At 29.7% G+C, this 26661-nt stretch carries 22 protein-coding genes and 6 tRNA genes; all 28 read right to left on the bottom strand.

What is annotated here, in order from left to right; translation table 11 throughout:
• Positions 1 to 22 precede the first annotated feature (22 nt).
• A complete protein-coding gene (locus tag CSPA_RS00635; protein ID WP_015390295.1) occupies positions 23 to 1693 on the bottom strand; it encodes a formate--tetrahydrofolate ligase in 1671 nt (556 codons plus the stop codon).
• Between the two features lie 257 nt (positions 1694 to 1950).
• Positions 1951 to 3759, bottom strand: coding sequence for an ATP-dependent zinc metalloprotease FtsH (gene ftsH, locus CSPA_RS00630; RefSeq protein WP_015390294.1), 1809 nt, complete (start codon positions 3757 to 3759; stop codon positions 1951 to 1953).
• 73 nt (positions 3760 to 3832) lie between these two features.
• On the bottom strand, positions 3833 to 4372 hold the full coding sequence (hpt, locus tag CSPA_RS00625; protein ID WP_015390293.1) for a hypoxanthine phosphoribosyltransferase: 540 nt from the start codon (positions 4370 to 4372) through the stop codon (positions 3833 to 3835).
• A gap of 4 nt (positions 4373 to 4376) precedes the next feature.
• Entirely contained in the window at positions 4377 to 5783 is a 1407-nt protein-coding gene (gene tilS, locus CSPA_RS00620; protein WP_015390292.1) for a tRNA lysidine(34) synthetase TilS, read from the bottom strand.
• A 201-nt stretch (positions 5784 to 5984) separates the two neighbouring features.
• The gene (gene spoIIE / locus CSPA_RS00615) at positions 5985 to 8381 is read right to left on the bottom strand and encodes a stage II sporulation protein E (protein WP_015390291.1); all 2397 of its coding nucleotides are present in this window, start codon (positions 8379 to 8381) and stop codon (positions 5985 to 5987) included.
• A 469-nt stretch (positions 8382 to 8850) separates the two neighbouring features.
• A tRNA-Leu gene (locus tag CSPA_RS00610) sits at positions 8851 to 8939 on the bottom strand.
• A 69-nt stretch (positions 8940 to 9008) separates the two neighbouring features.
• Positions 9009 to 9084, bottom strand: a tRNA-Met gene (locus tag CSPA_RS00605).
• Between the two features lie 18 nt (positions 9085 to 9102).
• Positions 9103 to 9191: transfer RNA gene (locus CSPA_RS00600), tRNA-Leu, on the bottom strand.
• Between the two features lie 5 nt (positions 9192 to 9196).
• Positions 9197 to 9273, bottom strand: a tRNA-Met gene (locus CSPA_RS00595).
• A 7-nt stretch (positions 9274 to 9280) separates the two neighbouring features.
• Positions 9281 to 9356, bottom strand: a tRNA-Met gene (locus CSPA_RS00590).
• Between the two features lie 18 nt (positions 9357 to 9374).
• Positions 9375 to 9463 (bottom strand) — tRNA-Leu (locus CSPA_RS00585).
• Between the two features lie 234 nt (positions 9464 to 9697).
• Positions 9698 to 10108, bottom strand: a complete 411-nt coding sequence (locus CSPA_RS00580; protein WP_015390290.1) for a S1 domain-containing RNA-binding protein — start codon at positions 10106 to 10108, stop codon at positions 9698 to 9700.
• Positions 10109 to 10248: 140 nt separating this feature from the next.
• On the bottom strand, positions 10249 to 10542 hold the full coding sequence (locus CSPA_RS00575; protein WP_015390289.1) for an FtsB family cell division protein: 294 nt from the start codon (positions 10540 to 10542) through the stop codon (positions 10249 to 10251).
• 76 nt (positions 10543 to 10618) lie between these two features.
• Positions 10619 to 11011, bottom strand: a complete 393-nt coding sequence (yabQ, locus tag CSPA_RS00570) for a spore cortex biosynthesis protein YabQ (protein WP_015390288.1) — start codon at positions 11009 to 11011, stop codon at positions 10619 to 10621.
• Positions 11012 to 11019: 8 nt separating this feature from the next.
• Positions 11020 to 11313 (bottom strand): sporulation protein YabP, encoded by a 294-nt coding sequence (yabP, locus tag CSPA_RS00565; protein WP_015390287.1) that lies wholly within the window; start codon positions 11311 to 11313, stop codon positions 11020 to 11022.
• Positions 11314 to 11444: 131 nt separating this feature from the next.
• Positions 11445 to 11705: an RNA-binding S4 domain-containing protein gene (locus CSPA_RS00560; RefSeq protein ID WP_015390286.1), complete on the bottom strand. Its 261-nt coding sequence runs from the start codon at positions 11703 to 11705 to the stop codon at positions 11445 to 11447.
• A 70-nt stretch (positions 11706 to 11775) separates the two neighbouring features.
• Positions 11776 to 12051 (bottom strand): HU family DNA-binding protein, encoded by a 276-nt coding sequence (locus CSPA_RS00555; RefSeq protein WP_015390285.1) that lies wholly within the window; start codon positions 12049 to 12051, stop codon positions 11776 to 11778.
• A 220-nt stretch (positions 12052 to 12271) separates the two neighbouring features.
• Positions 12272 to 13723: a bifunctional methyltransferase/pyrophosphohydrolase YabN gene (gene yabN / locus CSPA_RS00550; protein ID WP_015390284.1), complete on the bottom strand. Its 1452-nt coding sequence runs from the start codon at positions 13721 to 13723 to the stop codon at positions 12272 to 12274.
• Between the two features lie 15 nt (positions 13724 to 13738).
• Positions 13739 to 15274 (bottom strand): putative polysaccharide biosynthesis protein, encoded by a 1536-nt coding sequence (locus tag CSPA_RS00545; RefSeq protein WP_015390283.1) that lies wholly within the window; start codon positions 15272 to 15274, stop codon positions 13739 to 13741.
• A gap of 97 nt (positions 15275 to 15371) precedes the next feature.
• The gene (gene spoVT / locus CSPA_RS00540) at positions 15372 to 15923 is read right to left on the bottom strand and encodes a stage V sporulation protein T (protein ID WP_015390282.1); all 552 of its coding nucleotides are present in this window, start codon (positions 15921 to 15923) and stop codon (positions 15372 to 15374) included.
• A gap of 253 nt (positions 15924 to 16176) precedes the next feature.
• Entirely contained in the window at positions 16177 to 17202 is a 1026-nt protein-coding gene (locus tag CSPA_RS00535) for a peptidylprolyl isomerase (protein ID WP_015390281.1), read from the bottom strand.
• A 195-nt stretch (positions 17203 to 17397) separates the two neighbouring features.
• Positions 17398 to 20898 (bottom strand): transcription-repair coupling factor, encoded by a 3501-nt coding sequence (gene mfd / locus CSPA_RS00530; RefSeq protein ID WP_015390280.1) that lies wholly within the window; start codon positions 20896 to 20898, stop codon positions 17398 to 17400.
• A 14-nt stretch (positions 20899 to 20912) separates the two neighbouring features.
• Positions 20913 to 21488, bottom strand: coding sequence for an aminoacyl-tRNA hydrolase (gene pth, locus CSPA_RS00525; protein WP_015390279.1), 576 nt, complete (start codon positions 21486 to 21488; stop codon positions 20913 to 20915).
• Between the two features lie 12 nt (positions 21489 to 21500).
• On the bottom strand, positions 21501 to 22928 hold the full coding sequence (locus CSPA_RS00520; protein ID WP_015390278.1) for a HAMP domain-containing sensor histidine kinase: 1428 nt from the start codon (positions 22926 to 22928) through the stop codon (positions 21501 to 21503).
• Positions 22929 to 23615 (bottom strand): response regulator transcription factor, encoded by a 687-nt coding sequence (locus CSPA_RS00515; protein ID WP_015390277.1) that lies wholly within the window; start codon positions 23613 to 23615, stop codon positions 22929 to 22931. It abuts the gene before it with no gap.
• Between the two features lie 145 nt (positions 23616 to 23760).
• On the bottom strand, positions 23761 to 24726 hold the full coding sequence (locus CSPA_RS00510; protein WP_015390276.1) for a ribose-phosphate diphosphokinase: 966 nt from the start codon (positions 24724 to 24726) through the stop codon (positions 23761 to 23763).
• A 49-nt stretch (positions 24727 to 24775) separates the two neighbouring features.
• On the bottom strand, positions 24776 to 26146 hold the full coding sequence (gene glmU / locus CSPA_RS00505) for a bifunctional UDP-N-acetylglucosamine diphosphorylase/glucosamine-1-phosphate N-acetyltransferase GlmU (RefSeq protein ID WP_015390275.1): 1371 nt from the start codon (positions 26144 to 26146) through the stop codon (positions 24776 to 24778).
• 238 nt (positions 26147 to 26384) lie between these two features.
• Complete coding sequence (spoVG, locus tag CSPA_RS00500) at positions 26385 to 26660, bottom strand: septation regulator SpoVG (RefSeq protein ID WP_015390274.1); 276 nt, start codon at positions 26658 to 26660, stop codon at positions 26385 to 26387.
• Position 26661: the final 1 nt, after the last annotated feature.

Here is a 26661-nt window from a genome sequence, read left to right as displayed (position 1 = left end):
AGTATTAATTAAACTATCTTACCTAAAATAAACCTACTATTTCTCCATCTTTTAAGACATCCATTTTATTTGCAGCTGGTACTTTAGGAAGACCTGGCATAGTCATTATATCTCCTGTCTGAACAACAATGAATCCTGCGCCATTAGATACCCTAACTTCCTTAACTGTTATATCAAATCCATTAGGTCTAGCTAAAAGACTCGGATTGTCTGACAGTGAATACTGAGTTTTAGCCATACAAATAGGCAACTTATCTAATTCAAACTTTTCTAATTCTGCAATCTGCTTCTTAGCCGCCAATGTATAATTAACCTTATCTGCACCATATATTTCCCTGGCAATTGTCGTTATTTTATTTTCTATAGACTCTTCTTTACTATATATAGGAGCAAATTTAGAATCATTATTCTCAAGTATATTTAATACTATATTTCCAAGTTCTATTCCGCCTTCTCCTCCTTTAGCCCATACATCACAAAGAGCTACCTGAACGCCCATTTTATTGCAGAACTCTTTAATAAATTCGACTTCTTCATTACTATCAGTAATAAATTTATTTATTGCGACAACTGGTTTAACGTTGAATTTCTTAATATTTTCTATTTGCTTTTCTAAATTAGTTATCCCCTTTGACAACGCTTCAACATTAGGAACATTTAATTCAGCCTTAGCTACTCCACCATGATGTTTTAATGCTCGTATTGTTGCAACTATGACAACACATTCTGGTGTTAAATCTCCATATCTGCATTTAATATCAAAGAACTTTTCAGCACCTAAATCAGCACCAAATCCTGCTTCTGTAATTACAACATCTCCAAGTTTTAATGCAAGTTTAGTTGCCATTATAGAATTGCAGCCATGCGCAATATTAGCAAATGGTCCCCCATGTATTAATGCTGGAGTATTTTCTAACGTTTGAACTAAATTAGGTTTAATAGCATCCTTCATTAACAATGCCATAGCACCTTGAACTTCTAATTCTTTAGCATAAACAGGTGCCCCCTCTAAATTATAAGCAACCACAATATTTCCCATTCTTTGTTTTAAATCTTCTAAATCACTTGCTAAGCATAATATAGCCATTATTTCAGATGCAACAGTTATATTAAAGCCATCTTCTCTAACAAATCCATTTACTTTTCCGCCCATTCCAACAACAATATGTCTAAGAGCTCTATCATTCATATCCATAACTCTTTTAAAAACAATTCTTCTTGAATCAATACCTAAAACATTTCCTTGATGGATATGATTATCTATAGCTGCTGATAATAAATTATTAGCTGATGTAATGGCATGCATATCACCAGTAAAATGAAGATTGATATCTTCCATCGGAACTACTTGAGCATAACCTCCACCTGCCGCACCACCTTTTACACCAAAAACAGGTCCTAATGATGGTTCTCTTAATGCTATTACAGCATTCTTTCCTAGTTTATTCATTGCCTGACCTAAACCTACAGTAACTGTTGACTTTCCTTCTCCAGCTGGAGTTGGGTTTATAGCTGTAACTAAAACCAGTTTCCCATTCTTATTATTTTTAACTTTCTCATAGACGTCTAAGGATATTTTGCATTTATATTTTCCATAATACTCTATATCCTCTTCGCAAAGTCCTAATTTTTCTGCCACATTTTTTATCGGCTCCATCTTTGCCTCTTGTGCAATTTGAATGTCACTTTTCATTTAAGTTTCCTCCTAATATAACCAAGAATCAATTTAGTGTATTTCCATTATATCACTTCACTTTAGCTAATAAAAGTTCTTTCGAATAATTAATATGTTTTTCACCAAAACATTCGTGTTTAGATAAATCTTTTTATCTAATCTAATATTTTTTTCATATAGATAATAATATATTTTCAAAATAAACCCAATCTAACTTATAAAAAAAGTTATTTCAAACATTTATATTTTGAAATAACTTTTTACTAATAAATTTTTTAATTACTTACAAAAATTTCTTCAAATTCTCGTGCATCAAGTTTTTCCCTCTCAATTAAAGCTTGCGCAACAGCATGCAATTTATCTTGATTTTCCTTTAAAAGACTTTCTGCTTTTTCATAAGCTTCATCTATAAATTTCTTTATTTCTTTATCTATTCGTGCTCCAATTTCCTCACTAAAATCTCTTACTTTACCAAAATCTCTACCAATAAACACTTCATCATGACCTGCAGTGTTATAAGATATTGTACCTATTTCTTCACTCATACCATAATCCATAACCATACTTTTAGCTATATGACTAGCTCTATCAATATCATTTTTTGCACCAGTACTAATATCCCCCATGATTAGTTTTTCAGCTACTCTTCCGCCTAAGAGACCAACCATTTCATCTTTAAGCTTTGATTTCGATGTATAAGAAGTATCTTCTTTTGGAAGATGCATAGTATAACCTCCTGCTCTTCCTCTTGGAATAACACTTATTTCATGGACCGGATCACAGTTTGGAAGTAATCTCATTACAACAGCATGCCCCGCTTCGTGGTATGCTGTCAGCTTTCTATCATGCTCTGTTATTACTCTACTCTTCTTTTCAGGTCCTGCAATTACTTTAGTTATTGCTTCTTCCATTTCCTGCATTGAAATTTGTTGCTTATCTCTTCTAACAGCAAGCAAAGCTGCTTCATTTGTTAAATTTTCTAAATCTGCTCCTGAAAAACCTGGTGTTCTTTTAGCAAGAATATCTAATTTAACATCCTCTCTAAGTGGTTTCTTTCTTGTATGAACTTTAAGAATTTCTTCTCTTCCTTTCACATCAGGGGCACCAACAATTACTTGTCTATCAAACCTTCCAGGTCTTAATAATGCTGGATCTAAGATATCAGGTCTATTTGTTGCTGCTATCATAATAATTCCTTCATTAGCACCGAAACCATCCATCTCAACAAGAAGTTGATTTAATGTTTGCTCTCTCTCATCGTGCCCTCCACCTAGTCCAGCACCTCTTTGTCTTCCAACTGCATCAATTTCATCTATGAAAACTATACATGGTGAATTCTTCTTAGCCTCTTCAAATAAACTTCTAACTCTAGATGCACCTACACCTACAAACATCTCAACAAAATCTGAACCTGATATACTAAAGAAAGGAACTCCAGCTTCTCCAGCTATCGCTTTTGCAAGCAAGGTCTTTCCTGTTCCCGGAGGACCTACTAATAATACCCCTTTAGGTATTCTTGCTCCCATCTTTATATATTTCGCTGGTAGCTTAAGAAAATCAACAATTTCTTCAAGTTCTGCCTTTTCTTCATCAGCACCTGCTATATCATTAAATGTGACTGTTTGGGTATCAGGAGTTACCATTTTAGCTTTACTTTTACCAAAATTCATAACACCCCTTCCGCCACCTCCGCCTTGTGACTGTTGAGTAAATATGAATAAAAATATAAATATCATCACTGCCATTAATATAAATGGAAGTAATGTAGCTATCCATGTTGCATTATTAGATGGTTTCTCAAAAGTTACTTTAACATCAGACTTAGGTTGTTTTTCCATCAATGATCCAACTAACTCACTTGGAGCATAAGTTGTAAAAGTTTTGCTGTCAGTAGTTCTTCCCTCTATTGTCATACTATCTTCTTTGACAACAATACTTTCTATTTCATTGGCATTCCATTTCTGTACGAATGCACTATATGCCATATCACTAGACCCTTTTCCTGTTTGATACATTGTAACCGCTGCTAGAATTAACATAACAGAACATACAATCCATACAGCCGCACTTGAATATTTTTTCATTCAAGGCCCCCCTCTCTCATCATATTTAAAATTTTACCATATCAATATTTTTATTACAATAAATTTAAACTGTCTATTTGTTGTATACCTCTGGTTTTAATATTCCTATAAAAGGTAAGTTTCTATATTTCTCCGCATAGTCTATTCCATAACCTACTATGAATCCATCAGGCACTTCAAATCCAATATACTTAACGTCTAAATCTACCTTTCTTCTAGCCGGTTTATTTAACAACGAAATTATTTCTATGCTGTTAGCATTTCTTGCACGCAAATACTTAAGCAGATAAGATAAAGTAATTCCTGTATCAACAATATCTTCAACTAATAAAATATCCTTACCTTCAATGCTGTTATCTAAATCTTTTAAAATTCTTACAACACCAGATGTTTCTGTAGAACTTCCATAGCTTGAAACAGCCATAAAATCTATCTCACACAGAACAGAAATGTTTTTAATTAACTCTGCCGCAAACAATACTGAACCCTTCAATATACCAACTACAACTAAATTCTTCCCCTCATAATCGTTACTTATTTCACTTGCAAGTTCTTTAATACGTTTATTCAAAACGTCTTCCGAAAATAATATTTCTTGTATATCCTGTTTCATAATTCTAATATTCCTTTCTTTCAACAACTACTTTTAATATATTTCCACTTTTATCTGTAATTTTATATTCTTCAGAGATTTTTATTCCAATAATCCAAGCAATTTTATTATCAAAACATAAAATAGGGATACTATCTCTTTCATCTTTAGGTATTTTCATATCAATAAAAATGTCTTTTACTTTCTTATTTCCAGTCATGCCTAAAGGAATAATTTTATCACCATTTCTTCTATTTCTCATTGAAATATTATTCTTAATTTTATCAAAATCAAAATATTTTGTGAATTTATTTTGATTTGAAATTATCTGACTCATTTCATAGTCAGTAATAACTTCGAATTTAACTATAAAATTATCTAATATAATTTCATTTGTATTTATATTGTTTTTTTCTAAAATTATATCTTCTATTTTATTATCTATATGATACTTTTCTACTTTACTTTTTATGTATATATCTCCATAGATATTCTCAGCATAAATACCATTAGGTAAATGTATCAACTTTCCTGAATTCTTTTTTGCTAAATGAAAAATTTCATATATATGCTTCATCTCAAAATCATAATTTGACTTAGAATATTTTATTAATGCATTTCTTAACACTCTTGTTGCTATAGGCTCTTCTTCAATAAATATTTCCTTTTTTATTATAAAATAAGCACTATCCTCTATACAATATTTATTGTATAAACTTAAAGCTAAATTTTCAATGAATTCATTGTCCTTTTGTAATAATAAAGCCATTCTATTCAAAGCATCTATTATGTCCTCATTAAAATTTTCTTTCATATATGGTAATATATCTAATCTTATTTTATTTCTGTTATAAATCCTTTCAAAATTTGTTTTATCAATTCTTGGATTTAATTTTTTTAATTCTATATATCCTTCTACTTCACTTCTTGATAAACACAAAATTGGTCTTATTATCTTTCCATCTCTTGAAGCTTTAATTCCTCCAAGCCCATCGAGTCCTGTTCCTCTCATAAGTCTAAATAAAATTGTTTCAGCTTGATCATTTGCATTGTGTGCAGTTGCAATTTTGTTAAATCCCTCTTTTTCTGAAATTTCTTCAAAGAAATCATATCTAGCCTTTCTTCCTGCCATTTCAGATGATAATCTATGTTCTTTAGCATAAATATTTATATCTAAACGTCTAACAAAACATTTTATCCCCATCGTATTGCAAATATCAATTACATATTCTTCATCACCAATTGCATCTGCCCCTCTCAAAAGGTGATTTAAATGCGCAGCTGCTATCTCAATATCTAATTCTTGTCTTAACTCCAGCAAAATATTCAAAAGACACAAAGAATCTGGGCCACCAGAGAGAGCAACTAAAATCTTATCCTTACTTTTTAATAACTTATTATCTCTAATATAAGATAGTACTTTTCTGTCCAAAAATAAACACTCCTATTATTATATAATACTGCATAATATATTTTACGCATATATTTTTCCAATGTAAACATTATTGCCTTAATTTTTTTCTGCAAACCTTTTTAATATAAATTATAAAAGCTGCTTCAAAACTAATAATACACTAAAGTTTTAAAACAGCTATTTATAATATCTCATAAAATAGGAAAATAACAATACTCCTTAGCTATCCAAATAAATTTTTGAAACTATTACTGTCATATCATCTTTAACTATGCCTCCACTTAATTTCTTCGCTCTATTTAATATTTTTTCAGATAGTTCTCTAGGACCCGCATTAACATTCTTTAAATACTCTTCAATCCAACTTACTTCTCCAAAGCTATACCTTTCAATATCTAAAACACCATCACTTATATTTACCAATATATCACCAGGCTTTAAAACTTCTTTTATTCTTTCAACCTCCACCTCATCTACAAGTCCCAATGGCAAATTCTTTGAATTAATAACCTTCACCTCACTCCCTCTCTTAATAAAGCTTGAGACTGCACCTATTTTCACAAAAACGCCTTGACCAGTATATAAATCAATTTTACTCAAGTCCAATGTCGCATATTTTTCATTTTCTACAAATCTCATTCCCATTATAGAATTAACTGTATTTACTGTTATGTTTTCATCAAATCCAGCCTCCATAAGTTTTTCTACTAAATCAACAGTTGATTTACTTTCTTCCTTCGCCTCTGGACCAAAACCCATTCCATCACTTAAAATCGTCATATATGATCCATCAACAACTCTTCCAAAACTATAACTATCTCCTATTTCCTTTTCTCCACTTTTAGGTTCAACAGATACATAAGAGACCATACGATATTTGGGTTTTTCTTCTATTTTTATAATACGTTGATTTGTTTCAGTATCGATACTACTTCCATCATCTCCTATACGAACTCTAATATTAAGATTATTGTTTAACAATGATACTATATTTTTTTCACAATAATTAAAATTCTCATAATCATTCATATTTATTCTAATTTTACTTCTACCATTTTTATCCACATAACAAAAAACATCACTATAATTTATTAAATTTTTATTCAAAATTCGTTTTGTTATACCTTCTAATTCTACATCAATATTAACTTCTTTCTTAAAGCTACCTAGAAGATCGTTTAAGGTTCGAGATATATTGGATATATGTTCTGATAATATCTCCCTCCCCTCTGCCAACCTGTTTTTTATTGTTTCATTTACACTGTAATTATTTACAATTGATTCAGCACATTTCAAAATCGTAAAATTTTTAATACATTTTTTTTGTAAATATTCTGGTATTTCTAATTTTCCCTCCTCACATCTTTGTATTAGTATTTGAAATGCATTAAATGTCTGATGAAAATCTTTTTTCCAGCATAAAATCCTATTCTCACAGTTGCAACAACTTCTATCTGCTAAATTCTCTACTAAAGCACTTCCTTTCGATTTAATCAATAAATTTTCATTATCATTAGTATTGAGTAAGCACTTTGACACATTTGCCAGTACATTTGTTAATTCTTTTAACTTAAAAGTAAATTCCTCTTTCATTGAATTCAATTGAATTTCCCCTAAAGATGCCTTTTTTACATATGGATTTATCTCAATTTCAATACTTTCATATATAAGCTTTGGTATGCATAAGAATAAAAAAGAACTAGCTAAGACCTCAACAGCCAACTTTAAGGTTACTGAATTTGAATATAACGCCAGTGCAGAATAAATTATTATACTTGAAAGTATTGAAAATATTTTTCCTGTATCTTTAAATATTCCAATTATCAGTCCTCCAACACCAAAAAAAGCCACACTATACATCATGTTATTAGATGCAATCCCAATCATTATTCCCATTAAAACTCCAATCATAGCTCCATATGTAGCTCCTCCTATATAGGCAATTACCAGAACTAATGTTAATGCACATATATTTCTTATTGAATAATCAACAAAATCAACGTTTCCTATCCCTGCAATTAATAAGCATAAAAACATACTTATACTAACTAACTCTTCAGATGAATATAAATAACTAGTATTAATTACTTCTAGAGAATTTATCGCATATTTTATAACATAATATATTGGTACAATAATTAATGTTTCTATTATGCTCAAAGTTATATCTATTCCCAGTTCATATTTACTAATCCAAAGACCATAAAAAAAGAAACTGATTAAAATGATAATAAAACCTATTAACTCCCTCTTTCTTTTCCTTGTTGTTGGTATAGAAGTATAATATATCATTATTAAAAATACAGAGGTTACATATGCATATCCATCTGTTAATAGATTATTTATTGATAAATATCCCATGGCAACTCCCGTTGCTGCTGCAAAATTGTCTTTTTTATTTCCCTTTGTAACAATAGCTATTAAATAAGCTAATCCAATCGGAGCTATTCCACTTCTATCTGATTGATTTAATAACAAACTTACTCTTCCAAGTAAAATCCCAGCTATCAAAATAGTGCATAATCTTACTAAAGATGTTTTTATCCCTATGTTCCTTTTTACATTTGTCACTTTGTTTATCTCTTGATATTTGTCTACACCTAACCCATACTGCACATCAGCTCGCCTCATTTCCAAATAATGTAATATGATTATAGCATCTATATTTTACGATATATGTCATAAGGTGTTTCACTAATTAAAAATTCGTTGGACAACTTCATCTAAAATTCACTAATATACAATTATTTAATATGTTATTTTCCTTATCATAAATTTTACTAAAAACTCTGTGCACCTCCATGAAAAAGCGGGTATACAGGTTAATTTATAACTTTTACTCCACATAATTATTTTGTCGTTAATCTTGCCTTATTAGTAGTTTATATATAATTATTTTTTCATAAAAATAAAAAAGCATGAATAGTACTCTACACCTATTCAAACTTCTCTTACTAACCGCAACAAAACGACCACGCTGTTTATTTATTGACACTTATAAATTATCAAATGACGAAATTACTTTATAACTTTTTGCAAATATACTTAATAACAAAAAAAGACCTAAGCTTTTGCTTAAATCTTTTGGTGCCGAAGACCGGAATCGAACCGGTACGGTGTTTAACCACCGCAGGATTTTAAGTCCTGTGCGTCTGCCAGTTCCGCCACTTCGGCATATTCTAATCACATCATGTATATAATTACGACATTTTAATATTTCATAATAAAAATTATTCTTTATTTTGGTTGCGGAGGCAGGACTTGAACCTACGACCTTCGGGTTATGAGCCCGACGAGCTACCAACTGCTCCACCCCGCGTTATTCTATATTTTATTATGGTGCCGAAGACCGGAATCGAACCGGTACGGTGTTTAACCACCGCAGGATTTTAAGTCCTGTGCGTCTGCCAGTTCCGCCACTTCGGCACACATGGTAGCGGAAATAGGACTTGAACCTACGACACCTCGGGTATGAACCGAGTGCTCTAGCCAGCTGAGCTATTCCGCCATATTAATGGTTGCGGGGGCAGGACTTGAACCTACGACCTTCGGGTTATGAGCCCGACGAGCTACCAACTGCTCCACCCCGCGTTATTTTATATTTTATTATGGTGCCGAAGACCGGAATCGAACCGGTACGGTGTTTAACCACCGCAGGATTTTAAGTCCTGTGCGTCTGCCAGTTCCGCCACTTCGGCACACTTTGCTATCAACTAAGTGTCAACAACAAAGCTAATTATAATATATAATTATTATACTGTCAACATCTTTTTATTATAAAAAATATATGACGTAATTCAAATCAAAATTTATAATAAATCAAACAAATTAATTAGTGCAGAACAAGTTTTAAAGCATACACTTACAAACTATATTCTGCACATCAAATTCAAAATAATTCCATCTATAAATATTTATTGCAACTAAAAAATCTAATAACCTTTCTTTCCACCTTTTCCCTTAAATTCTTGATGCTTCTTTACATCCTGCATTCTTTCTTCACTATCTTTTAAGAATTTAGACATAATATCTTCAAAGTTCCCCGAATTAGAAGGTTTCTTCTTATCAGTTGCCTTCCAATCAATTTCTGCTGGTTTAACTGATTTTCTTTGAACATTTGCTTGTTTTATTGAAAGACTAATTTTCCCATTGTCATCTATTGAGATAACTTTTACCTTCACTTTATCTTGCTCGTTAAGATGTTCCCTAATATCCTTTACGTAAGAATCCGCAACTTCTGAAATATGAACTAATCCAGTTTTGCCTTCAACCTCAATAAAAGCTCCAAAATTCGTAATGTTTATCACTGTGCCCTCTACTATGTTTCCTGCCAATAAGGTCATGTTTAAAAGACTCCTCCTTAAATTTTAAAATATATAAATTATAAGAACAAACTAAATTATAAGTATGTTCTTTAATTAGAAATGCAATTTAATAGTTACTATAATTATCGAGCTTTACACATCTTTCTATATACTAAAAGCTAATTAGAATTTTTATTTGTTGTCTCACTATTAACAACTTTTTCGCCAGGTTTAATCATCCCAAGCCTCTCCCTTGCCAATTTTTCAAGATAATCAGGAGAATCGGAATTGATTTTTTCAGCCTCATCCTGAAGTCTTTGGTTTTTTTGATTAATCTCATCTAATTGCAGTTGCTTACTATCTATTTCTTTTTGAATCCTACTTATTGTTATACTTTGCCTAATGTAACTAAACGCAAAGAACACAATAAATCCAACAATTATTACTCTTTTTAATATTAACTTTTTTTTCATCTATAGAACCTCTATTTTGTAAATTCTCTTAAATCTATTGTAATCACTATATTGCTATTATTCAAGTAATTTTTTCTTATTTCTTTCTATCAGCAATTTTATACGCAATCATTTTTAATGGATACCTTATATTTTTTAATAGTATTCGAATTAATTTATAAAATAACTTAGCTATTATTATTTCACTTTTATAAAAATATTTACTTAGAAGTCTAAAGTATAATAAAGTAGAAATCACTATAAAAATATATACATACGGAGTTAAAAAAGCATAATTAATATATAAGAGAAAAGAAAATACTATCAACGCAATAAGTACACAAAAAAGCATATCTTCTATCACATTCAATATTTTAAAAGAATTTAGTCCTCGTATCACTCTATATATATCAAATAATATTCCCGTTATAATACCTCCAATTACACTATAAATAACAAGATTGATCTGCATATTTAATTCTAATGGCATACTACTACCTACTTAAATAATTTACTTATTATAGTTTCATTACTTTTTTTAGATACCTTCCCATTATAAACTACAGATCCAATATTTCCAGCTATTATAACGTCACCATTCTGCACATCTAACTTATTCATTTTTAGATCTTCTCCCTTAATAGTTAAATTACCTAAACTAGTGGTTAAATCAATTTTTAATTCATCAAAACTTATAACTTCAATTACACCACTTAAAGTTATTTTTTTTCTATTCTCTAAAAATAAATTACATCTATTATCTTCAACTTTATTTTCCACTTTTTTCTCCATTAAAGATTCCTCCATTTATTTTTTCTTATATAATATATGTTTGTCTATTTCAATTTAGAATTCAGAACCTTTAATAAGTTAAGTATTTTTTATTTCTTACGTAAAAAGAGTAGATAAGCATTTCACTTTTTCTACTCCTTATCTTCTTCCCCTTCAATAATCACATACATTTCTTTTGCATCTTCTTTTTTAACATGTTCAGCTATGTTAATTATCTCAGCTTTTAAAATCCTATTTGCAAATGTTATTTGAATAATATCTCCTTCTTTTACTGATGTAGAAGGTTTTGCCTGCTTATCATTTATCAATATTCTCCCGCTTTCACATACTTCCTTAGCAACAGTTCTTCTCTTTATGATACGCGATACTTTTAAATATTTATCTAGCCTCATACTTTTCTCCTTTATTAAAAGAACCCGAGAAAACTCGGGCTCACATTTACGCTGTGTAAATTTAATTTTATTACTTATTTACTTTATCTTTAAATTCTTTACCAGCTTTGAATACTGGAACTGTAGTTGCAGGAATTTTTATAACTTCCTTAGTTCTAGGATTTCTTCCTTCTCTAGCAGCTCTTTCTCTTGTTTCAAAAGTTCCAAATCCAACTAATTGAACTTTTTCACCCTTTTCTAGTGCTTCTTCAACACTTTCAATTAAAGCCTTTAGCGCTAATTCTGCATCTTTTTTTGTTAATTTACTTTTTTCTGCCATGCTAGTAATTAATTCTGCTTTATTCACAATAACATCCTCCTTAAAAATCCAGTTTTATATTTTTAACTGTTTTCTTTATGTACTAAATTGCACCTCTTTATTATATAACCTCTTTAGCTAACCGTCTATAGAAAAACGCTTTCTTTTGCTACATATAACTAAATAATCCAATAAATCGTTACAATATAGTTCTTTTATAAAGTATTATTCTGCATAAATTAGAAAATTCCTTTATTAAATTGAAATATTAATCTATTTTTTTTGAAATTTCCCAAAGTTTATCCATTTCATCCAAACTTGTGTTAGTTAATTCAATGTTTTTTTCCTTTGCAACGCTTTCAATATAAGCAAATCTTTTTATAAACTTGTCTATAGTATAATTTAATGCCACTTCTTCATCAACCTTTAAAAATCTAGCAACATTAACACATGAAAATAGTAAATCTCCAACTTCTTCTGTTATTTTCTCCACATTTTCTGTATTATATACATCAATTACCTCTTTAAGTTCTTCTTTTACCTTATTTATTGCAAAACTTATATCTTCAAAATCAAATCCAACTTTTTTTGCTTTTTCTTGAACTTTGTGAGCTCTTAAAAGTGCTGGCAACCCTTTTGTTATTCCATTCATTTCTTCTGTAATAGTATTATACCCTTTTTCTTTTTTCTTTAAATCATCCCACTTTACTAATACTTCTTCTGAAGAGTTCAATTCACTAGATCTTTTAAAAACATGCGGATGTCTGCTTATCATCTTATCACAAATTGCTCCTATAACGTCATTTATATCAAAATATCCATCCTCTTTGCCTATAGATGCATGAAAAACAACTTGCAGTAATACATCTCCTAATTCTTCAATTAATGAATCATCATCAGCTTGATCTATTGCATCTATAACCTCATAACTTTCTTCTACTAAAGATTTCTTAAGAGATTCGTGAGTTTGTTCTCTATCCCATGGGCAACCATTTTCTCCCCTTAATATCTCTATTATATCTAAAAGATCATTAAAATCTTTTTTATTATTCATATCTTTTGGAATGTATACTGATGTTAAATAATCTATATCTTCTTGCATATCTAATTCAAACAAAGGAATTTTTCTTATGCTTTCTTGACCCTTTATACCTGCTGCTCTTACATAATAAATATCTGTTTCATCATTATATTGATCAAGCAATTTCAACTTAACTTCTGAGGCTATTAATTGATTATATACCTGTGTTATAATCGTTCCTATACGCTTATCTAATATTTGATTTCCAATATCAAATGCATCTATAACTTTCAAGCCTTCAATTGGATCTATTTTTATGCTTTCAATCATAGCATCAATAAAACTCACAGCTGGTATTATCTTATATTCCACGTTGTTCTCTTTACATAATTCTATTAAATTAAATACTGATTTTTCTGCTACTAATGGATGTCCTGGCACCCCATATATTAAATCTCCTAAACTATTATGCTTCACAAGCAAATCATTAGCTATGTTTAAATACACTTCATCAAAATTTTCTGTATTTTCATAAACATTATCATATGTTTCAAACTTAATTCCTTTTTCAATTAAGTAGTCAACTGTTGGATGCTTTTCTGTTCTTAAGAAAATATTTTTAGTATTTTCAAATTCATATACAGTTCCTATAGTCAATGCATCTTTATCTCCTGGTCCTAATCCCACTATTTTAATCATCAGATTACTCTCCTTTTATCTTCTTTTAAATCTATTCTTTATTTCACTAACATCAAATACTTTAAGTACAATTATTAATATAATATATATTATCATACCTAAAAATATTGATATTAAGCAAGCTATGCCATTACTTATTGTATTTTTATATATAATATTATAACTTATTAATACAAGCAACATCATAATTGCAGCTGCATACGTTGGTTTTATTAATATTTCGTAAAAATTCAGTTTAACTTTTAATGTAAACTTCATTGTTATTATGTTTAATATACTCACTATTATATATGCACTGCAGCTAGCTATGACTGCTCCATATATATTAAATCTTTCTGTAGATACTAAAATACAGGTTAATACAATCTTGATTATACATCCAGCTAGGAGATTAAGAACTGGTTTTATATAATTTCCAGTGCCTTGCAATATAGCAGTTGTAGTTTGAGTAATTATTATAAATGGGATTGACAAAGATAGATATCTTAATATTTCTATCCCATCAAACATTTTTGGAAAAATTAGTTTCATTACTTGTTCTGCCAAGAAGAAAAGACCAAAGGTACAAGGTATTGCAATTACAGATGCCATTTTCATAGATATATCCACTTTACTTCTAACATCTGCTTGTCTTTTTAGTATATAATTTTCAGCTATAATAGGAATTAATGATGTACATATCGCCATAGAAATAGTTAGTGGAATATTTATAATTACAGATGCTTTACCTGTTAATTGAGCATATAATACAGTGGCTTGTGTACTAGTAAAACCAGCTTCCAACAACTTCTGTGGCACCAAAATAGAATCAATTAAATTCATAACACTTCCAACGGTTGTACCTAATGATATAGGAATTGCAATTCTTAATATATTAGTTAATATTTCGGGATTACTTTTTATATTTCTTATTTTATAATTTTTTTTAATTTTTCTGTACCTTGAATATAAATATGTTCCACCAATAACTGCCCCTGCTGTAGCTCCAAATGCTGCTCCACCCGCTGAATATTCTATTCCCCTCGGCAAGAAAAATATTGCCAGTCCAACTCCAAAAACAACTCTCCCAATTTGCTCTAAAACCTGTGATATAGCCGAGGGCGTCATATTCTGCAATCCTTGAAAAAAGCCTCTAAATATAGTCACAAAAGATATAATCATAGGCGCAAAGGATATACCTATTAATGAATAATATGCTTTCTGATCCCATTTCAAAAACGTTATTATTGGCTTGGCAAAAAAGAATAGCACTAACGTAGTGCCTGTCCCTATTATTGTCATTAAAATAGCTGATTCCTTTATTACCTCAAAGCTTCCTGATATATCATGTATAGCATTTTTTTCAGATATAATTTTAGAAATTGCAACTGGCACACCAGAAGCCATAGCTATAAAAAACATATACATTGGGTATGACATTTGATAATATCCTATTCCTTCATCTCCAATCAACATTATCAATGGCCATCTAAAAAATAGTCCTAAAAATTTTGTTAGTATTCCTGCAACACCAAGAATTACACTTCCCTTAATTAGCGATTGTTTATTCATAAAACACCTCCAAACTTACATATTACTAATTAATTATTATTGTAAGTTTAGAGGTATTATTCCTGTTATTTTTCATATTGCAATTAAATTATAAATATTATTGTTCCATTTGTTTTCCTAAAAATGATGCTGCTGTTTCAACTAGTTTAGTTTCAACCTCACCAAGTTCTGCATCATCTTCTTTTGATAAAATAATTACAGCTCCAATTTCATCACCTTCTGCTATAATTGGTGATATAACTTGACTAGAATATGCTTTTTCATCATCATCATTATGTAATGGGATTACTGAATTGTTCGCTTTGCTTAATAATACAGTCTTTCTTCCAGTCATTATTTGTTCTAATTCACTGCTTACTTTTCTCTCTAAATAATCTTTTTTCGGTGCTCCGCTTATTGAAACAAAAGCATCTTTATCAGCGATTAATACAACATTTCCAATAACTTGTTGTAAACTTTCGCAATATTCTTTAGAAAAATTAGTAAGCTCTTCAATTGGTGAATATTTTTTTAGAATTACACCACCATCTCTATCTGTAAAAATTTCTAGTGGATCTCCTTCTCTAATTCTTAGAGTCCTTCTTATTTCTTTTGGTATTACCACTCTTCCTAAGTCATCAATTCTTCTAACAATTCCTGTTGCCTTCATTGGTTGTATAACCTCCTTTGAAACTCTATTAATTGGTTGCACTATTATTATTTGAATTTCTAGAAATTTTATACACTTATAGACAAATTTTATGTTAATTATTTTTCACTAATAATATGTTAATTAATTATATGCTCATCTAATTTCTTCAACACATCTTTCTTTAATATAACCATACAATAAATTAAGCCATTTTGAAATAATTCCAATTACTTCAAAATGGCTTAATTACTAAGTTAAATATTTACTAATACTATAATCTATCTTCATAAGTTTGAACTTTTAAATCTGTCTTCCATTCTGCAAGCTTATCAGTAAAAGCTTTATTTTGATTTTGTTGTAATAATGTAGATTTAATTTGATCCTTAACTTGATCTAATGGTGTAACTTGTGCTTGCTTTAACCCAGTAGCCTTAATTATATGATATCCATATTGGCTCTTTACTGGCGCTGAGATTTCACCTTCTTTTAAGTTCTTAAATCCATCAACAAATTCTTTAACTAATTGTGTAGTATTATATGCTTGGAACCCTAAGTCCCCACCTTTATCCTTGCTTCCTGGATCTGCTGAATTTTCTTTTGCCAGTGTTGCAAAATCAGCCCCAGCATCTAATTTAGCTTTTAAAGCATTTGCTTTTGTTAACGATGCGTCAAAATCTACTGATCCATCACCAGCTTTTTCAGCAATTAATATGTGCGATACTGTTGCACCAGCTCCAACTGTAAACTGACTGTCTTTATTTTCATTGTAATATGTTTGAACATCATCATCTGTAACTGTTATATCTTTCATAAGATTGTCTTGAACAGCTTGAATTATGAAATTATCTCTCATGAGTTTCCTTAATTGATCTTCTGTCAACCCATTTTGCTGTAAAAGTCCTTCAAATTGACCTTCCCCAGAATATTGAGCCTTATATTGATTAATTTGATCATCAACTTGCTTATTTAAATCATCATCTGATGGTTTTAAACCCAACTTATCGGCTTCTTGCAATAGTATTTTTTGATTTACTAAGCTAGTTAATCCTTGTTGTTTTGCTTGCTTTACTTGATCTTTAGCTTTGTCATTAGTTGCATAATCATCACCAAATTGTTGCTTTAATTGTGGACCAACTTGTTTGTCCAAATCACCTTTTGTTATTTTTTCATTTCCAACTGTTGCAAGTACTGTGTTTTGTATTGCTTCTGGAGTCTTTTCAACCATTTTGCACCCCATAGCAGATACCGCAATTGTTAACATAGCTATTGTTGCTATAATTTTTTTTATTCTTTTCAAAATTTTCCCCTCACTTATTCTAGATTTAAACATTAGAAAATAATTTGTCAAAACGAATTATAAATTTTGTATAAGACAATATTATCCCCTATGTTATTATAAAGAGTCATAACATTAGTATATCAATATTATTTTTATAATTCAATTTTTTACACTATTTTATTTACTTTACTATTCCTTTATATCAAACTTTTGTTACAATATTATGTCATTAAAAACTTCTTTTAAAAATTCTAACACATTTTCTTTCTTTACGCATTTTATTTTAAATGCAAAATATGGATTAGAGCCAAATTTTAACACCACACTATTTTTATATTTTTCCATTAAAATTTTGAATATATTCTTATAATCACTCTCATTTTCAGCGAACTTAAAAAGCATTTCTTTTGGAGTTTCCTTTATTTCTTCTATAAAAATAGACTTGGCTTGGCTTTTTATATATGCAATATCCATTAAATTATATACTGGTTCTGGTATTTTAGAATACCTATCTTCTAATTCTTCCTTTATATCGTTGTAATCTTCTAACCCTTCAATTACAGCTATTTTTTTATAAATTTCAATTTTTTGAATTTCATCTTCTATATAACTTTCAGGTATAAATGCATCAACCTTTATGTCTAAAGTTGTTTCTATTGGTTCCTTTTGAATTTCTCCTTTTATAAGTTTAACTGTATCTTCAAGCATTCTGCAATATAAATCATACCCTATAGATGCCATATGACCATGTTGCGATGATCCCATCATATTTCCAGCACCTCTAATTTCTAAATCCCTCATTGCTATTTTGAAGCCAGAGCCTAATTCTGTAAAATCTTTCAATGCTTTAAGACGCTTCTCTGCAACTTCTGTCAATACTTTATCCTTTGTATATAAAAGATAAGCATATGCAATTCTATTAGATCTACCAACTCTACCTCTTAATTGATATAGTTGAGAAAGTCCCATTTTATCAGCATCATAAATTATTATTGTATTAACATTTTGAATATCCATTCCAGTTTCTATTATTGTTGTACAAACTAGTACATTATATTCTCCTGACATAAAATCAATCATTACATTTTCAAGTTGTCTCTCTGCCATTTGTCCATGTGCAACTCCAACTTTACTTTCAGGAACTAAAGCTTGAACATACTTTGCCATTCTTTCAATATCTTCAACCCTATTGTATACAAAATACACTTGCCCATTTCTTCCAATTTCCCTAAGTATAGCATCTCTTATAAGCTGATCATTCTGTTCAACAACATAAGTTTGAATAGGATATCGTTCTTCTGGCGGTGTTTCTATTACAGAAATATCTCTAACACCACTTAATGACATATGAAGAGTTCTTGGAATCGGTGTTGCACTTAAAGTTAAAACATCAACATTTTTCTTTATTCCTTTAATTTTTTCCTTTTGTTTTACACCAAATCTTTGTTCTTCATCTACAATTAGTAACCCTAAATCTTTAAATTGGATATCCTTAGAAACTAATCTATGAGTTCCTATTAAAATATCCAAATTCCCTTCTTTAACCTTTTGTAAAGTTTCCTTCTGTTGTTTAGTTGTCTTAAATCTACTAATCATATCTATTTTTATAGGAAAATCAGAAAATCTATTTTTGATATTCTTATAATGCTGTTCAGCCAAAATAGTTGTTGGAACCAAAATTGCAACTTGCTTTCCGTCCATAACAGCTTTAAATGCAGCTCTTAGAGCCACTTCTGTTTTACCATAACCAACATCTCCACATACAAGTCTGTCCATTGGTTTTTCTGATTCCATATCTAATTTAATTTCTTCTATAGATGTTAATTGATCTGGCGTTTCTTCAAATGGAAACTCATCTTCAAATTGTTTCTGCCATTCAGTATCCTTAGAAAACTTATGTCCTTTTACAGTGCTCCTCATAGCATAAAGTTTGACCAAATCTTCAGCTATTTCATTAATTGATTTTCTGGCTTTTGCCTTAGCCTTCTGCCACTCAGCACTTCCAAGTTTATTTACCTTTGGAGCTTTACCTTCACTTCCAATATATTTTTGAATTAAATCCAGTTGATCTACAGGAACATATAATTTATCTCCTTTATCATATACAATATCCAGATAGTCTCTTTTATGACCTGCAACATCAATTTGTTTAATTCCCTTGTAAACACCAACACCATGACTAGCATGAACTACATAATCTCCAGGCTTTAATTCTGCAAAGCTGCTTATTTTAGAAATACCCTTTCTTTTTGATTTACTAGCTTTTAATTTTCTTTTAGCTTCTCCAAAAACTTCTCTGTCTGATATTACACAAATTTTATATTCTGGATATTCAAATCCTTTTAATTGATTTCCAAACGTTATTACAACTTCACCATATTCAATTTTATCAACATCATCCCTATAAACGCTTTCTATTCCTCTATCCCTTAGAGTCCCAACTAAACGTTCTCCCCTAGCTCTTGTTCCTGATAATATTAATGTTTTATATCCTAAGTTTTTCTTACTTAAAATATCATCAATTAACAAATCTAATTGACCTTGATAATTATTCAAAGTCACTTGAACAGTATTTACTGACACTCTTGGTTTTAACCAATCTGTTGTTTTAGTTAATGCTTCAAAAAAAGCAAGATTTTTATCTTCAAATACTTCTAATATCTCTTCTTTATTAATTAATAAATTTCCTTGTCCTGGAAATATATCTCCTCTTTGTGAAAAAGCCGTAAAATTTTCTTCAAATTCCAAGTATGTAGAATCTAACTTTCCTTTACATCTTTGAACATTATCCATAACAAAAAAATAGTCTTTAAAATAATCAAAAAGACTTTCTGGCTCTTCTACAAAGTATGGTAAGTAACTATCTATAGCTTCAAATGATCCCGTTTCCTCTAACGACTCTAAATTTCTATTTAATATTTTTCTTAATTTCTCTATTCTTTCATCATCTTTATCTTTTGAAGCAATATCATTAAATTCATCTTTAAGTTTAGCACTTCCTGATTTTAATGCTTCATCTAAGATAATAACTTCTTTTGCAGGAAAAATATCTACTTTCTTTACTTTTTCAATACTCCTTTGAGATTCTGTGTTGAAAGTTCTAATAGATTCAATCTCATCACCAAAAAGCTCAACTCTATATGCATAAGTTGAACATGTTGGAAAAACATCTAATATTCCACCTCTTAATGAAAACTGTCCTTTTCCTTCAACCATTTCTACTCTCTCATAACCAGATTGAATTAATTTTCCAGATACTTCAGTAATATCAATTTCCTTGCCTACTTTTAACTGCATACTATAATCTAAAAATAAATTATGAGGCGTATACTTAGCTGAGAAAGCTTCTACTGAAGTTACTATTATTTTCTTTTGCTTATTCAAAATTTCATTTATTACTTTTAATCTTGCCCATCTTAAATCCCCAGAAATAGCATCAATATTATAAAAAACCATTTCTCTTATTGGGAAATAATATACTTCGTTAGTATAAAAAATCAAATCTTCATAAAGGTTTTTTGCTTCCATATCACTTTGAGTTATAATTATCATGGATTTATCTATATTTTCAAATATCCCACTTATAATATATCCTCTTCCAGATTCAGATGCACCATATATACCAACAGGAAATTTCTTATTCTCAAAGCTGCCTATAATATTTTGAAACTCTATACTATTTTCTAAGGGCTCTATTAACCCTTTTAATCTCATTCTATGCACCATCCTTAACTTATTGTACTTGCTTTAAACCCATTAAATTGATTCATAGCTGTTTTAACATCATTTTTTATAATTTCGGCAGTTGCATTTGTTGCTGCCTCTATACTCTCATCTAGAGTAACCATTTCTTCTTTTGAAAATTTACCCAAAACGTGTTTAACTAAATCTGAGTTAGGTTGTCCTACGCCTATTTTTATCCTTGAAAAAACTTCACTTCCTAGGTGTGCTATAATACTCTTTATACCATTATGACCGCCTGCACTTCCCTTTTCTCTTATTCTTAATTTACCTACATCTAAACTTATATCATCATATATAATTAATATTTCATCATTCTCTATATTATAGAAGTTTACTACTTCCCTTACACTTTCACCACTCAAATTCATATATGTTGTTGGTTTTAATAGTATTACTTTCTGACCATTAATAAAACCTTCCCCATATATACCTTTAAATTTTTGCCTATTTATTTGAATATTATACTCTTTAGCTATATTATCAACAACTTTAAACCCTATATTATGCCTTGTATCTTCGTATTCCTTACCTGGATTTCCAAGGCCTACAATTAAAAACATATCTTTTCCTCCCTAGTTTTGTTTATCTAATCTGTTATTTTTATATTTCGTAAGTGAAAATGTAAAAGTAACTCCCTCATCGCAATTATTTTCAGCCCATATCTCTTCCCCTTGTTGAATAAGTATCATTCTTACTATTGATAAACCAAGTCCACTACTAACCTTATTGGTTCTAGATTTATCTGATTTATAGAATCTACTCCATATATATATCATTTCATCATCTGGAATTTTAGGTCCATTATTATATATTTGTACAAACACTTTTGCACCCTTACGATATGTACTAATTTTTATAATTCCATTATTCCCACAGTACTTGATAGCATTATCTAAGAGATTCGTTATTACTTGCATTGTCTTATCTTCATCTGCTTTCACATAACAATTTTCGTCTTGTAACTCTACGTTAAGCATTATATTCTTTTCTTTTATACTTTGCTCATTATTTATAACACATAGCCTGACTAACTCATTTATATTAATTTTTTTCATATTAAATTTTAATTTGCCAGAATCTATTGCTGATAAGTCTAGTAAATCGCTAATTAATCTTGTGAGTCTTTTTATCTCAGTATAAACTATATCTAAATAATACCCTTCTTTTTCTTTAGGAATTACACCATCAATTATTCCAGCAATAAATCCCTTTATAGATGTCATTGGAGACCTCAATTCATGTGAAACATTTGATATAAAATCTCTTCTATTATTTTCGACTTTTTCTAATGATTCAGCCATTATATTAAATGAATTAGCTAACTGACCAATTTCATCTTTAGAGTATATACTAACTCTTCTATTTACTTCTCCATTTGCAAATCTTTTAGCAGCTTTATTGATTTCTGCTAATGGATTAATTAATATTTTTTTTGAAACTAACGATAACACTAAAGCTGCAAATATCATAGCTCCTAGCGCAGATATCCACACAATAATATAAATTTTATGTAATTGCTTACTTATTGTTGATAAAGGAGCTGTCATTACTATATATCCTTTAAATTCAAAATCATCAATTATTGGATAAACATACATATAATGTTCGTTAATATATTCTATAGGCTTTCCATTAACAAGTAGCTCCTTATCTTTATCTAGTATCTTTATGCTTCCTTCTATATTATTGCTCTCTTCAGTTACAGATCTCATATATACATAATTAAACTCATCTGAAACAGTAATAACTGAATTTGCTCCAACGCTAGATACATTTACTATTGTTTGTAATTTATCTAATTGCTCTCTGCTTTTTTCAAAATTATATTCCTTAACTGCATTAGCTATATATTCCCCATCCCGTTCAAATTGCATTCTTTTCTCTGAAAAATAAGATATTCTGAACCACATTGATAAAATCCAAGCTAATGATACTAGTACTATAGTTAAAATTATTGTAAATGTAATTATTAGTTTTTGAAGTAAACTTCCATTTTTCATCTAGTTCACCTCAAATTTATAGCCAACACCCCATACAGTTTGTATTTCCCATTGTTCTCCACCACTTAGTTTCTCTCTCAATCTTTTTATATGAACATCCACAGTTCTAGAATCGCCTGGATAATCATATCCCCAAACTTCGCAAAGTAATTGATCTCTTGTAAAAACTTTATTTCTATTGTTAGCTAAATAATAAAGTAATTCAAATTCTTTTGGTGGCATTTTTACTTCTTCTCCATTATAAATTACTTTATAGGACATTGAATCAATTGATAAATCACTTAACCTAATTACCTCATCTTTCATGTTTTCAGATGAGTATCTCCTTAATACAGCTTTAACTCTAGCCAATAATTCCTTGGGTTCAAAAGGCTTTACTATATAATCATCTGCACCAATTTCTAATGCTAAAACCTTATCAAAAGTATCTCCCTTTGCAGTAATCATTATAACAGGAGTTTCTTTCTGCTTTCTTATCCATTTTAAAATATCAATTCCATCTATGTAAGGTATCATAACATCAAGTAATACTATATCCGGATTATAATCCAAATATAGTTCTTGTGCCTCTTTACCATTTAATGCAATTTTAGTACTATAACCTGAACTTTTTAAATACATATCTATTACTTCGCTAATATTCTCATCATCATCAACAATCAAAACCTTTGTTGCAAATCCATCCACAAATTTCCCTCCTTAACTAAACTTTTATTTACCACTATATATAACATATATAAAAAATAGAATATATATTTGTCCTAATATATAGGACAAATACACATTCTCACTTATTCAAACTAATTTTTAGAAGTATTTTAAGAAAAGCTTTCTATTGTTCATACTCAAATAATTTACTTATTGGTTCATCATCATAAATCCTTTTTATTGCTTCTGCAAATAAAGGTGCAACAGAAATTGATCTTATTTTATGGTTATCATTTTCCTCATTCAATGGAATTGTATTTAACATTACCAATTCTTCAATTGATGAATTATTTATCCTATCCATTGCTGGTCCTGATAACACGCCATGAGTACAACATGCATAAATATTCTTTGCCCCTAAATTTTTAAGTGCATTTGCTGCATTAGTAATAGTTCCAGCAGTATCTATCATATCATCAATCAATATGCATGTTCTACCCTCAATATCACCTATAATATTCATTATTTCACAAACATTAGCTTTCGGCCTTCTTTTATCTATAATAGCTATTGGCGCATGTAAATTATCCGCAAACTTTCTAGCCCTAGTCACACTTCCTAAATCTGGCGAAACAACTACAAGATCTTCCCTATCAATTAATCCTTTAGATATAAAGTGTTGAGCCAATATTGGAGCTCCAAGTAAATGATCAACTGGAATATTAAAATACCCTTGAATCTGAGGCGCATGTAAATCCATAGTTAGAACTCTATTTGCACCAGCTGCTGTCAATAAATCTGCAACTAACTTTGCTGTTATGGGATCTCTAGCCTTAACTTTTCTATCCTGTCTTGCATACCCATAGTATGGAATAACTGCTGTTATTCTCCCTGCTGATGCTCTCTTAAATGCATCAATCATAATTAACAATTCCATCAAGTTATTGTTAACAGGAGATGAAGTTGACTGAACTATGAACACATCATTTCCTCTAACAGTTTCATTTATATCAACAGATATTTCTCCATCACTAAAAGTTGAAACCCTAGACTGTCCTACTGGAATTTTTAAAATATCAGCTATATCTTGTGCAAGCCTACAATGCGAATTTCCAGTGAATATTTTTATATTTCTACCATGTGTTATCATAATTAAGAAGACCTCCTTAAAATTTTAGCTAGTTATAAAAATTAGGCTTTTACTTTTTTAGTCCTTTTTTTTCTACCCATCCACTAATATTTCTTTGTTTAGCTCTAGCAACTGCAAGTTCACCTTCCTTAACTTCAGAAGTAATAGTTGATCCTGCTGCAATATAAGTATTATCGTGTATTGTAACAGGTGACACTAAATTAGCATTACAACCTACAAAGCTATGATCTCCTATAATTGTCTTATTTTTGTTTTTACCATCATAATTTACAACTACTGTCCCGCACCCGAAATTACATTCAGCTCCAACTTCTGCATCTCCTATATAAGTTAAATGTGAAACTTTAGTGCCATCACCTATAGTTGATTTCTTTATTTCTACGAAATCTCCAATTCTAGCATGTTTACCTATTGTAGTTTCAGGTCTTATATATGCAAAAGGTCCAACTGTTGTATTATCTCCAATATTACTGTCTAATATAACTGAAGCTTGAATATCTACTTCTTCTCCAATTACACTATTAACAATTCTTGAATTTTGATAAATTAAACAATTACTTCCTATCTTAGTATTGCCTTCTAATATATTATTCGGATAAATTATTGTATCCTTTCCTATTTCAACATCACTTTCTATATATGTTGTTTTAGGATCTATTAAGGTAACACCATTTTCCATATGCATAAGATTTATTCTATTTCTAAGAATTTCTTCTGCTTGTGCTAACTGAACTCTAGAATTCACTCCTATAGTTTCTTCAAAATCAGTTATAACAGCACCAACTTTTTTATTATTAGATTTTAATATTTCTATAACATCAGTAAGATAGTACTCTCCTTGATTATTATTATTATTTATTTTTCCCAAAGCATCCACTAATAACTCAATATCAAAACAATATATAGCTGAATTCATTTCATTGATTTTTAGTTCTTCTTCATTACAATCTTTATGCTCAACAATTTTTAATACTTCATTACTTTTTCCTCTTACAATTCTGCCATATCCAGTTGGATCATCAACAATCGCACTTAATATTGTAGCTGAATTTTGATTTTCAATATGTTCATTAAACAATTTTTCAATTGTTGATTGCTTTATTAAAGGAGTATCACCTGCAAAAATTCCTACTACCCCTTTTTTTCCTTTCAAAAATTCTAGAGCACACTTAACCGCATGCCCAGTCCCCAATTGTTCAGCTTGTAATGAATACGATACCTTCTTATCCTCTATTCTTTCTTTAACAAGGTCAGCACCTTTTCCTATAATTACATCTATATCATCAATATCAGCACTTCTTATTGAATCTATAACATGTTTTAGCATTTCCTTACCACATACTTTATGTAATACCTTAGGTAAATCTGATTTTATCCTTTTACCTTGACCAGCAGCTAAAACTAGTGCACATTTATACATTATATATCACACCTCATTTATAATTTAAAATAACAAATCAAACTACCATACTTAACTTATTATTTTATCTTAAAACTATTTTTTTAAATTTATATAATTATTTAATTATACCAAATTAATTATATTTGAATCATATATATAATTCAAGCCATTACAAAGTTTAATATTTCATTTTATATTTAAATCTTACAAGAACAAAAGGAAGTTATAAAAACTTCCTTTTGTTCTCAAAAACCCATTACCCCTCTACAACTTCTTCTGAAACAGCTTTTTCATAAGCTTCTAAAATTGCAGTTTGAATTCTTTCCCTTGCTTCTGTATTAATTGGGTGAGCTATATCCTTAAATTCTCCATCTGGCGTTTTCCTACTAGGCATAGCAATAAATAAACCCATTTGTCCTTCTATAACCTTAATATCATGAATTACAAACTCATTATCAAATGTTACAGAAACTATTCCTTTCATTTTACCTTCTGATGTAATTTTTCTAATTCTAACGTCTGTTATTTGCATT

Source organism: Clostridium saccharoperbutylacetonicum N1-4(HMT), assembly GCF_000340885.1.
GTDB classification, from domain to species: Bacteria; Bacillota; Clostridia; order Clostridiales; family Clostridiaceae; genus Clostridium; species Clostridium saccharoperbutylacetonicum.
Note: the sequence above shows the minus strand (reverse complement) of the source record. Positions and strands in the feature narration are given on the sequence as shown.